General features: G+C 45.1%; 9 protein-coding genes. 5 read left to right on the top strand and 4 right to left on the bottom strand.

The features are described 5' to 3' along the window. Positions 1 to 190: 190 nt before the first annotated feature. The 3 genes from nth to QUB51_RS09035 form a co-directional block, all read right to left on the bottom strand. Positions 191 to 853, bottom strand: coding sequence for an endonuclease III (nth, locus tag QUB51_RS09045; RefSeq protein WP_333231660.1), 663 nt, complete (start codon positions 851 to 853; stop codon positions 191 to 193). A gap of 300 nt (positions 854 to 1,153) precedes the next feature. After that, positions 1,154 to 2,248, bottom strand: coding sequence for an RIP metalloprotease RseP (rseP, locus tag QUB51_RS09040; protein ID WP_333260800.1), 1,095 nt, complete (start codon positions 2,246 to 2,248; stop codon positions 1,154 to 1,156). 35 nt (positions 2,249 to 2,283) lie between these two features. Beyond that, complete coding sequence (locus QUB51_RS09035) at positions 2,284 to 2,445, bottom strand: hypothetical protein (RefSeq protein WP_333055620.1); 162 nt, start codon at positions 2,443 to 2,445, stop codon at positions 2,284 to 2,286. Positions 2,446 to 2,502: 57 nt separating this feature from the next. On the opposite strand from QUB51_RS09035, the gene QUB51_RS09030 reads away from it, so the two are divergent. The 5 genes from QUB51_RS09030 to QUB51_RS09010 all read left to right on the top strand — a co-directional run bounded on the left by QUB51_RS09030 (position 2,503) and on the right by QUB51_RS09010 (position 9,162). Further along, complete coding sequence (locus tag QUB51_RS09030) at positions 2,503 to 3,180, top strand: ATP-dependent Zn protease (RefSeq protein ID WP_333260803.1); 678 nt, start codon at positions 2,503 to 2,505, stop codon at positions 3,178 to 3,180. 210 nt (positions 3,181 to 3,390) lie between these two features. Continuing rightward, on the top strand, positions 3,391 to 3,942 hold the full coding sequence (locus tag QUB51_RS09025) for a hypothetical protein (RefSeq protein WP_333055618.1): 552 nt from the start codon (positions 3,391 to 3,393) through the stop codon (positions 3,940 to 3,942). Between the two features lie 393 nt (positions 3,943 to 4,335). Then, on the top strand, positions 4,336 to 5,766 hold the full coding sequence (locus QUB51_RS09020; RefSeq protein ID WP_333055617.1) for an MFS transporter: 1,431 nt from the start codon (positions 4,336 to 4,338) through the stop codon (positions 5,764 to 5,766). Positions 5,767 to 6,302: 536 nt separating this feature from the next. Next, a complete protein-coding gene (locus tag QUB51_RS09015) occupies positions 6,303 to 6,476 on the top strand; it encodes a hypothetical protein (RefSeq protein WP_333055616.1) in 174 nt (57 codons plus the stop codon). Positions 6,477 to 6,804: 328 nt separating this feature from the next. Next, on the top strand, positions 6,805 to 9,162 hold the full coding sequence (locus tag QUB51_RS09010) for a polysaccharide biosynthesis tyrosine autokinase (protein WP_333055615.1): 2,358 nt from the start codon (positions 6,805 to 6,807) through the stop codon (positions 9,160 to 9,162). Positions 9,163 to 9,535: 373 nt separating this feature from the next. Here the strand turns inward: QUB51_RS09010 and QUB51_RS09005 are convergent, their stop codons facing one another. Further along, positions 9,536 to 11,995 (bottom strand): CBS domain-containing protein, encoded by a 2,460-nt coding sequence (locus QUB51_RS09005; protein ID WP_333055614.1) that lies wholly within the window; start codon positions 11,993 to 11,995, stop codon positions 9,536 to 9,538. Positions 11,996 to 12,069 lie beyond the last annotated feature (74 nt).

The raw sequence follows: 12,069 nt of genomic DNA, 5'->3' as shown, positions 1-12,069 counted from the left end.
CAAGATGCCTGTTCCACAATAACTCTACATTTTTAGCAACAGGCAAGATGCCTGTTCCACAATAACTCTACATTTTTGTGGTAAAGGCATCTTGCCTGTACTTAGCATTTGTGCAACACCTAATTATTAGCAGAAGGGTAAAAATCTGCAATAACTCATTTTTTTTGTGGTACAGGCATCTTGCCTGTACTTAACCTTGGTGCAAGACCAAACTATTAGCAGAAGGACACAAATCTGCCAGTTCGCAAATATTGCAAGCCGGATTTCTCGCATTACAAACTGCCCTGCCGTGATAAACCAACCGAATCGACCAATTTTCCCAATCCGGCTGCGGTAACAATATCATCAAATCCCGCTCGATCCTTATAGGATCGGTATGTTCGGTCAATCCCAACCGCTGAGTCAAACGTTTGACGTGAGTGTCTACCGTCACGCCCATATTAATACCAAAAGCGTGGGCGAGAACGACATTAGCCGTTTTGCGGGCTACTCCGGGCAATTCTAGCAGCAGTTCCATCCGCTGCGGCACTTGATTGTTAAATTTATTGACGATCGCCTGACAAGCACCTTTAATATTTTTAGACTTATTCCGGTAGAAACCAGTCGATCGCACCAGACTTTCCAATTCTTCTAAATCAGCATTTCCCAAAGCCACCGCATCGGGGAAACGCTCAAACAAAGCCGGCGTTACCAAATTTACGCGATCGTCCGTACACTGAGCCGAGAGAATCGTCGCCACCAGCAACTGCACGGGAGTTTCGTAGTTGAGAGTGCAAGGAGCTTCGGGATAGAGGCGCTTGAGGCGAATCAGAATTTCGAGCGATCGTTGTTTTAAACTTAACTTTTTAGTCATTAGTCAGTAGTCATTAGTCATTAGTCAGTAATCAGTAGTCATTAGTCATTTGTTATTTGTTTTTAAATGGTTCCCAGGCACGACCGGGGAACCCATAACCAGAGGCTCTGCCTCGCTTGCGTAGGAAAAAAAGAGAGGGAAAAATAGGAAAATAGGAAAACGGAAAACTAGACATAAATCTTCCTTCTTCCTTCTTCCTGAAATCCGTTACATCCGTTACATCCGTTACATCCGTTACATCCGTTACATCCGTCGAGCGAATCCGTTGCCGAACTTCCTTCTTCCTTCTTCCTTCATTTACTATTGCATGAAATTTCGCAAATCAAAGCCAGCCAAATTAGCAGTATCGCGAATAATCAAGAAAACTCCCAAACCCAGCAACAACACCAAACCAGTCTGCATGACATTTTCCTGAATGCGGTTCGGCAGAGGCTTGCCCCGCAGTCCTTCTATTAACAGAAAAGCTAGCTGACCGCCGTCCAAAGCAGGTAAAGGCAAGATATTAATCACAGCCAAATTGATGCTAATTAACACCGCATACTGAAACAAACTCGCAGCATCCGATTTGGCAATCCCTGCACCAATCGCCACAATCGCCACAGGCCCGGACAACTTGTCGGCAGTCTGGCTGAAATTGCTAAGTAACTGCCCGAAACCTTGAACCGTCAGCACCACAATCCGCTCAAATTCTTTGGCGGCCTTGCTAAACGCCTCTACAAATCCGGCCCTCTGCCGCACCACAGTGCCGTTAGAAGTTAGCTGCACGCCAATGCGACCTTTGCCGTCGGGCGACTCTTCAGGAGTTACTGTCACCACAAATTTTTGTTCTTGGCGCTGAATTTCCAACGCTAGGGGTTGGTTGGGATGATCTTGGATTGCTGCGACCAATAATTTGACTGCTTCGCCGGAAGCGCCCAATTCCTTGCCGTCAACAGACAGAACAACGTCGCCCGATCGAATTCCCGCTTGTTTGGCGGCCGAACTGACTTCTGCGGCGACTTCCGGGACTTTAACTCCCGGTAGGTAGTTCATTTCTGCCGCGCCGACAGTGCTCAATTGCACCACCAAAAGGAAGTAAGCAAAAATTAAGTTGGCAATTACCCCTGCGCTAATGACGATCGCCCGATCGAACACGGGGCGATTTTTGAGCAAATTCGGGTCATTTGGGGGAATTGTACTGTCGGGATCGTCGTCCGGGAAACCCACGAAACCTCCCAGGGGAAAGGCGCGGAGGGCGTATTCAGTTTCCGGGCCTTGGTACTTCCAGAGGATGGGCCCGAAACCAATAGAGAACCGGTTGACGTGGATGTGTTGAAGTCTCGCCGCCAAGAAGTGGCCGAGTTCGTGAACGACAATCAAGATACCTAAAACTGCGATCGCTGCCAAAACTGACATGAAGGATTCCACTAACACTTTTACTGGACTTTGATTTATTTTAATATCTTTTTAATATCGGTGGCTTCGGAGCGGCAATTTTCAGTCAAACTGGAAGATGGAGTTTTTGTCGGAAGTCCCGGCTGCTGCGATCGACCCGACGCTGCCAAACCGATCGCGCGATCGTACCTGAGTTTACCTCTAAAACCAATTCCCATTACCAATTCCCTATTACAAATTCCCCATTAGCAATTCCCAGTTACCAATTCCCGATTATGAAAGACACTTCTTTGAATATTATCGCTATTTCTATCTTTGCCATCACCGTTTCCATATTGTTGGGCCCCCTATTCAACTTGCCAGAAGCCGTACCTGCGATCGCCACTTTTTGCCTGTTGGGGCTAGCCACCCTCGACAGTTTCCAGTGGCAAGGTCAAGGCGGTACAATTTTATTAGATTTGCTGGGAGGAACTTCCAAACAAAAGCGCGATCGTATCCTTCACCACGAAGCCGGACACTTCCTAGTCGCCCACCTATTGGGAATTCCCGTAACCAGCTACGCCCTCAATGCTTGGGAAGCATTTAAACAAGGCCAAACAGCCCAAGGCGGCGTCCGATTTGAAGACCAACAATTAGCATCTCAACTCCAAAGTGGCACTCTTTCCGCCCAACTTTTAGACCAATACTGCACCGTGTGGATGGCCGGAATAGTCGCAGAAAAATTTGTTTACGGCCGTGCAGAAGGAGGAGCAGAAGACCGCACCAAAATCAGTGCAATTTTAACACAACTGCGCCGTCCAATTTCCGAAATTCAACTCAAACAAAACTGGGGTTTGCTGCGAGCAAAAAACCTGATCGAAAGCCACCAATCAGCTTACGAAGCCCTAGTAGCAGCCATGGAAAAAAGAGCAAGTGTTGCCGAATGCTGCGACATCATCCAGCAAAATTTATAGCAAAAAAATTACGCAGTTTTGCCTTATAAACCCGGTTTATCTCTAGATTTCTCACAAAGACAGGACTTACGCACCGCCTCAATATATAGTGTTTTGTAGGGGCAAACCCCCGTGGTTGCCCCCATACCTGGAATGATGGCGTAAGTCCTAAAACACAAAAAATTTGCGTAGAAACCGAGTTTAAGAGCGTATTATAGGGATTAAAAATTAATGTCAGAACCAAATATTTTCCCAACAACACTGCAAACAGCAAACCCAAATACAGAAAAATTGTTGTGGCTGTTTGGTTTGCGGATCGACCCTGGCACCGAAATACCAAATCTATATACTCTAATTGTCTATGGAGAACAAGAGCCGCCCTTAGTAGCCGGCGGTCAACTTGTATTTTTTACCCGTCCAGAACTAGCGATTAACGCTCTCCAATTGTGCAATATCGATGTCAGCAAACTGGGAAAGCCACCCACACAAATAGACGCTATTTGCGACATTGCAGAAACGCTATACCTGCTCGATGCCGAAGATTTTGACGAGTCAGCTACTATCCTCAACTGTTTGAACGCGCTTTTCGATTTAGTGAAAGCTACTTTAATACCGATGCCAACTGAATACAAGCGCATACTTTATGATTTTGCCGACCATTTGAATATTGAGGAAGAGTTTGCAAGTTTTTTAGACACAGAAGATATTCAGCGATCGGAAATTGTCAATGCCATTTTGTGGTGTGTGGGAGCAATTACAGCTAAATCGAGATTGCTGACATAGCAATTTTAGATTTTAGATTTTAGATTTTAGATTGGGGATTTGGGATTTAAAGTAGTCCGGGACTATACTAATTACCACAACGTTGTAGGGGCGGGTTCACAAACCATACATAACAATGACCGACAATTCATATAAACCCGCCCCCACCCCACCGTAAATCTGAACGTACATTTAGCTGGGAAAGTTGGGTGGGGGCGGGTTTTTGAGATTGTTTGTTTTGGGGCGATTATTGTTGGTGAACCCGCCCCAACAAATCTATCAATTACCAATTATGAATTACCAATTATTCAGAATAATCCCGATCGCTACAAAAAACTTAGTATTAGGGCGTAGCGCGAGTTATACTCCTACTGGAAAGACTGTGACTGCCAAAAAATCTCGACATCAAAGTTTATGAGCAACACTTCCGGGCTTCGACCTGCAGCCGACAACCCCAAAACACAAAAACTCAGCCTCTCAACAAAATTAGCTTACGGTGCCGGCGACCTCGGCCCGGCAATTACCGCTAATGTTTTGGCATTTTACCTCCTAGTTTTCTTTACCAATGTTGCTGGTTTACCTGCCGGTTTAGCCAGTAATATTTTGGTAGTTGGCAAGATTTGGGATGCTATAAATGACCCGATTGTGGGGGTTTTGAGCGATCGCACTTCTCACCCTTGGGGCCGCCGATATCCTTGGATAATATATGGTGGCATTCCCTTCGGCATATTCTTCTTATTGCAGTGGATAGTACCTAGCACGGATCACACAGTGTTATTTTGGTACTATGTTGCAATCAGTATTTTGTTCAACACCGCCTACACGGCTGTCAATCTTCCCTACACTGCCCTGACTCCAGAACTTACTCAAGACTACAACGAACGCACTAGCCTTAATAGTTTTCGGTTTGCTTTCTCCATTGGCGGCAGCATCTTTTCATTAATCTTAGCTCTAATTATCTTTCGTGTATTTGAAAAAGACCCGAATCAACAATATTTAGTATTAGGTGCAATCTGTGCAGTTATCTCTGTCTTGCCTTTGTACTGGTGCGTTTTGGGAACTCGCAAGCACGTCGCAGCCCAACTATTAGAAAACGCCGAACTCGATAATTCTACATCCTTGCCACTGAAAGAACAGTTGCAGATTGCATTTAGCAATCGCCCTTTTTTGTACGTCATTGGAATTTATCTTTTTTCTTGGCTGGGAGTGCAGTTGACGGCTACTATTATTCCCTACTTTGTTGTTAACTGGATGCAACAGCCACAGTACGTTTTTAGCTTGGTGGCGATCGCAGTTCAAGGCACTGCATTAATCATGCTATTTGTTTGGAGTAAAGTCAGCGAGAGATACGGCAAAAAAGCCGTATATTTTATGGGCATGAGTCTGTGGATTATTGCTCAAGCTGGACTATTTTTTCTCCAACCAGGACAAGTATTGCAGATGTACTTATTAGCAGTCATGGCAGGTGTCGGAGTTTCCACGGCTTATCTAATACCTTGGTCGATGATACCGGATGTGATCGAACTAGACGAACTGCAAACAGGAGAAAGACGCGAAGGGGTTTTCTATTCGTTTATGGTACTGCTGCAAAAAATCGGATTGGCAGGGGGTTTGTGGTTGGTAGGTCAAGCATTAGAAGGAGCTGGATTTCTATCTACAGTGCCGGGACAGCCTGCACCCGTACAGCCAGAGTCTGCACTGTTTGCGATTCGAGTTGCGATCGGGCCGCTCCCCACAATTGCTTTAATTGCTGGGATGATTCTCACATACTTTTATCCCATAACCCGCGAAGTTCATGCAGAAATATTGTTGAAGCTGCGAGAAAGAAAAGCACAAAATCAGTAAGCGCTAATAACCAATAGTTGGTAATTCGTAAAATCGAAAAATAACAACTACCGATAGCTAATCCGGGCGATATTAATAGCAATCCTCCCATCCTATGCAAACTATTTTTTTCTTGAACAATGTGTCATCTTCTTATGGCATCGGTTAATTTAAAAAAAACGTTGCGCGTTTCCTGAAAGGATTGCTATAGCTTGCTCGGAGGGCGAATAAAAGCGATAGTTTTAGTAATAGCCCCGGAACGCAGAAACCTAGTTTTTTTTACGAAAATACATAAATCGCGCCGCGCCATCCGCCCCAGTAGAAAAACCCCGAATGCTTGAGTTGTTCTAAATGTCGATCGAGCTTGAGAACACAAATTATTAAATTTTATGTCGCTCGCGCACTATCGAAATGAGTTTGCGATATGATCGCCACGGTAAAATAAGTATATACACTTAATCATTCATCTAACTCCTCAAAAAGTTTATAATTAAAAGAAGAAACAGATTTTTTTCGGAAATTGATTCGATTAGTTGCCGTTCCCAAAAATCTGCCGAATGTGGCTAATTATATCTACAGGGGAAATGCAACACTTTTTAGCCGATCAGTTAGCGCGTAAGTTAACAAGTGCTTTTGTCGTTGACTCCGAACCGAAAAATGGCATAGAGGACAAACCAATACCAGCGCAAGCGGCGGCTGAGGTGTTACGGTCAATTGTAAAAGTTTGGTAAAGTTATGGAACCCGCTGTCGCGAAGCTGAGCAACACCTGAAAAAGTTGGCTTCGTCGCCCGGAAACCCTAAATACAAGCACAACGCAGCCGAGCCAAATGCAGTCCGATCTAACTCTCCAGCAGTTGTAAAAGAACTTTTACCGCCGGCCTAGCATAAGGATTTAGTGATTTTTGTATACTATGTGAAAGTAGTGAGAACTATTAGAAGGAAGTGGGATCGACCAACCAATAATTTCGTGTGATATCCTTAAGCCAATGCTCAAAGTATCAACCTGAAGGCTCGCAGAAGAAAGCTGATTTTACCCACAAAATATCAAAGAGGTCAACATGGAAAGAGAACAGGACGCTCATATCGTACCCATTAGCAACCAGAGCCGACAGGTGCAGCAATTTTCCGTTGACGAGGGAGAAGATTTAAGCGCGCAGCCTCAGAAAGGATTGAATGTAAAGCCGTTGTTGAGGACTGTTCAGCGAAAAGCCCTAATCATTATTGGGATTATAGGTCTAGTAGTCGGCGGAGTTGTTTATCAGATCAAGGGAGCCAAGAAAACATATCAAGGCGATTTTCGGATGCTAGTGGAACCCGTGACAACGGAGGCAAGAATTGCTGACCCCTCTGCCCTAGCCAATCGCAGCGAGGGGGGAGGAGTACCTAGTAGAGATTTTTTTAGTTTGGACTACGCAACTCAACTTCAAATTCTCCAGAGTCCTCAGATGCTGTCAGCTATTGTTAAACAAGTCCAAAAACGATATCCAAAATTCACTGAGAAAATGCTTCAAAAAGAATTAGTCGTTTTGCGGCTCGGAGAAGATCAGATGACGATGACTAAAATTTTGGAAGTTCGCTTCATGGGGAATGAGCCTGAATTTGTTGAGTTCGTTTTACAAGAAACTAAAAAGAAATATTTAAAGTACAGTCTTGATGAACGCAAGACTCGGATTGGTGAAGGTGTTAAATTTATTGAAGACCAGCTTCCGGGACTCAATAAGCGCGTAAACGACCTGAAATCGGAGTTACAGGTGATACAGCAGGAGCAACAGATTACCAATCCTCAAGAACAAGGCGCGCAATTAATCCAGCAAGTTCGTGCCGTAGAAACTTTAGAGTTAGAAACTCAAAGGCTACTGCAAGAACAGAAAACGCTGTACGCTAACTTGCAAAAACAATTAGATTTTACACCAAATGAAGCTATTGCTGCTTCTGCTTTAAGCGAAGAACCTCAATATAAAGAGTTGCTGACCAAGGTTAAGGAAGTAGAAGGTCAGATTGCTGTAGAAACAGCTCGGTTTAAATCTGCTAACCCTATAGTGGAAGCTTTAGAGCGCAAGCGGGCAAATTTAGTAGCTTTGCTCAACCAGCAAACTGATAGAATTTTGGGGCAAAATTTAGTCGGTACCCAAGCCAATTCTAAAGTTCAGAATTTTCAAAATTCTATTCGCATAGGCTTGATTAAACAATTGGTTGATACTGCTAACCAAGTTGAGGTCTTAGAAGCTCGCCGTCAGGCCATCAGCCAAACTAAAAACAATTTAAACAGGCAAGCAACAGAATTTCCCACCATAGCCCGCCGCTACAACGAACTGCAACAGCAATTAGAAGTAGCCGCCCGCACCCGCGATCAACTTCTAAGCCAGCGGGAAACTCTGCGCGTCCAAGCAGCTCAAAGCCAAGTACCTTGGGAAATAATTTCTGAACCACGGATACCGCTAGATGAGAAGGGCAACCTGATGCCAGTTCCATCGAAAGCTAAAAACAAATTAGTGATGGCAGTTGTTGGAGCGCTAGTTTTGGGTCTGGGAACTGCTATCCTCATTGAAAAAATTCGCAATATTTTCTACTGTGCTGATGACGTGAAAGATGCGGTTGATGTGCCTTTATTGGGAGCAATTCCTCTGGACAAAAATGCTAGAAAATTGCCGCCTTCTATTGCTAATGCCTATGCTTATATTGAAGGAAAAGAGGGTAATAAGAAAATTGCTGCGGAATTTATAGAAGCTTTTGACTCTCTTTATACTAATATCCGCTTTCTTTCTTCAAATCGAACGATTAGCTCTGTGGCAATTGGTTCGGCTACAGTTGGCGAAGGCAAATCTACCGTTGCTTTAAACTTAGCTCACGTGGCAGCGCTGGCGGGTCAGCGAGTGCTGTTAGTAGACGCGAATTTGCATTCCCCCAGCCTGCACTTGCTGTTGGAAGTGCCTAATGTCAAGGGATTGAGCAACTTGCTAGACCATAAAAACGAACCCAATGAAATTATCCAACGATCGCATCTAGCAGATAATCTTTTTGTATTAACTGCTGGTATCCCGAATCCTGGTACTGCCAGACGGCTGGCATCATCTCAGATGCAGTATTTAATGGAAGAACTTCAGGCAAAATTTGACTTAGTTATCTACGATACGCCGCCGCTGGCTGACAGTAAAGATACGAATTTTTTAGCGGCGCGCACCGATGGCATACTGATGGTTGTAGCAATTCGCCAGGTTCCCTTTTCTGTAGTCAAAAAAGTTTTCAGTCAATTAGAAAATTTTGGCATACCATGCTTGGGCACAGTTGCGAATCATGCCCCTAAACGCAAGAAGTATCCAGCATCGAGAGCATCAGTTGTTGAAGATAAAAGTGAATATTTGAATTTGACACCAGCACCGTCTCGTATCCGCAAACTAGCTCCAAAAAAAGAGTGAAACCCAACAAAGAAGACCCCCAAAAAAAGATGCCCGCCCTCGACATGAGTCAATCGATTTTAGATTTTAGATTTTAGATTTTAGAATTGACTTGGGCGAGATAAATGCTCTTTCTTGAGGATTTTTGATTTTCGATTTGGGATTGATTCCACGGATAAATCACGTGGCGGATACCACATGAAGAAATTCGCGGTCATGGAACTCCCAAAATTTTAGATTCTTGTTCAATCTCCCAGATTTGTCTGTGGAGTAAATCGAAAATCAAAAATCCTTGGACTGAGCGCGACTTGAAGCTCGCGCTCGCCCAACCTCTTAGGCCGAAGTCTCAAATCTCAAATCTCAAATCTCAAATCTCAAATTGACTGAGTGCGGACTAATTTCCATCGGGGTTGGTAGGAAATGTAACGATAAAATTAGTCCAGCCATTGCTGCTTTCAACCTCAATTTTTCCCTGCAACTGTTCCACAAGTTTTTGAACCAAAGCTAAACCCAAACCTGTACCTCCTTGTTTCCAAGGATCTGCGTTGGGAACTCGATAAAATTTCTCAAAGATTCGAGGCAATTCCTCTATTGAGATGGACGATTGATTGCTGAGTGTAAATTGGATTTCTGAAGCCACAGCACTTGCTTGTCGCGAATTTGTCCTTTGTTCTCCTTGTTCCCCCTCTCCGTTTTTGCACTCAACTTTCAGAAAAATTTCGCCGCCATTGGCAGTATATTTGCAGGCATTGTTGAGGAGTTCGGCTAAAATTCGTCCCAAACTAGCGCGGTTGGAACTGATCGTGGGGAGGTGACGATCGCACTCTACTCGCAAATCCTGGTGGCGGTCGTGGGCCCGGGTGTAAAACGGGTCGATAATAGTAGGCAGCCAGAGTTCTAAGTTTACTGGTTCGAGGTCGATCGGACAAGTTGCAGCTTCGAGCCGCTGCAAATCTAGCAAAGCATTAATCAAGTCTGTTTCTCTAGTACATTCTGTTTCTAAAATTTCTAGATAAATCTGGCGTCGATCTAGCGTGGGAGAAATTCTCAACATATGAATAGCCATTTTTATATTAGCTAAAGGCGTCCGCAGTTCGTGAGAAACTGTGCTGAGAAATTCATCTTTAAGGACATTTAAATGCTGGAGTTCGTGAACTTTTTGCTGCAATTCTGCGGTGCGTTCTTGGACTTGGCGTTCGAGGTCGGTGTTGAGATTTTGGACTTGCTGATAGAGTTGGGCTTGCTGAATGGCGATCGCGATTTGAGTTGCCAGTTGCAGCAGCAAATCCACTTCCGAAGGCTGCCACTGACGGGATTGGGAACACTGATGAACACACATCATCCCCCACAAATTGCCGTCTTGCAAAATTGGTACAATCAAATAAGCTTTGATTTGCGCTTGGTGGAACCAGGCATATTTTTCGGCACTCAAACGGGCTTGGTCGATGTCGGGGACGGCATAAATTTCCTGTTCTATCACCGAAGCAGATTCTTGCCAAATATTATCGGGCAGGATTTCTCCTAAGATTGAAGGCCCATTTTCGGCAACTGATTCTGCCACTACAATGCCGTAATTGCTCGACTCTAAATGCAGGATGGCTACTCGGTCAGCTTGCAAAACTTGGCGGACTTCATCGACGCTGGCGTTGAGAATTTCTTCGAGGTTTAAGGATTGGTGAATCCGCAAGGAAATGTGAGTTAACAGCCGATCGCGCTGCAATTGTTCGTGGAGTTTTGCCGTCCGTTCCCGCACCTGCTGTTCCAGTTTGGCGTTGCGGCTTTGCAACAGTTCCACTTTTTCTGCTTGCAATTGATAAACCGACTGCTGCAACTGTTTGACAACTCGATACATTTCGGTGGGGTCGAGGACTCTGAGCAAGCTGGTCTGAGTAATAATGCCCAACAGTTCTCCGCGCCCCCCGCACACGACTAACCGCTGCACTTGTTGCTGCTGCATTTCTTTGTGCGCCGTCCATAGGGAATCGGAGGGTTGAAGAAATTGCAGGGGAGTTCTCATGATTTTTTGACCTGGGGTTTGCTTGAAATTTAGTTCAAGAAACTGTGCCTGCACAATGTCATATTCGGTAATAATTCCCAGGGGTTGGTGAAAGGAATAGTGAAAAATGGAGGTATAGTCATCTTTGGGTTTCTCCATTGTTAATTCTTTGTTTTTTGTAATCACTACGCAACTGACTTGATGCTCTGACATCAGTTCGGTTATGCTCAGCAGCGAGGCAGTGTGAGGCGCTGTAATTGGCGTAGTCATTAATTCTGCTACCCGCCGCAATTTAAGAATGTTTGAAGGCTGCAATACTTGGCGAATTCTTTCCCGTGTCAGCACTCCTACCAAGTGGCGAAATTGATTGACGATCGGCAAATAGCGAATCTTGTGCTGGCGAAATAAGGATAAGGCGGTAAACACGTCTTGGTCGTCGGATTCTGTGAGGGAGACCGACACCGGGGACATCACTTCGGAAATTGGTATTTTGTGCAGGGCTACTTTGTGCTGGCTGTCTATTGTGCCAGAAGCTATCAGCCTCACTAGGTCGGCGGGAGTTAATATGCCGATTAACAGTCCGCGGCTGGGGTTGTCGGATAAGTTGCCTGTGGTAATAGTCTGCTGGTTCTGGACGACGAACACGCAGCGGGCCCGCACCTTTTCCGGCGCGGCTGTTTCGGTCATCGCCCCCCGGTCTGAGGGTACAGGTGTTTTGACTAGGGGACAACTGTTTTGCAACTGACTCATCAGCGCGATCGCCACTGCTAAGGAAGTTTCTGGCCCGGCAGTGAGGGGGTAGCGATCGATCGCTTGTTCTAAGGCTGAGGAGTAAAAGGGCGGGTGGTAGAACGGCATAGTGGATGGCAGGTTGTCAGAGGGCGGCTAACGATCGGGCAAAGCCTTGGGGAACGGCAGAAACAGTTCACAAA

This window comes from Microcoleus sp. AT8-A3, from assembly GCF_036705675.1.
In the GTDB taxonomy this organism is placed as follows: Bacteria; Cyanobacteriota; Cyanobacteriia; order Cyanobacteriales; family Microcoleaceae; genus Microcoleus.
Note: the sequence above shows the minus strand (reverse complement) of the source record. Positions and strands in the feature narration are given on the sequence as shown.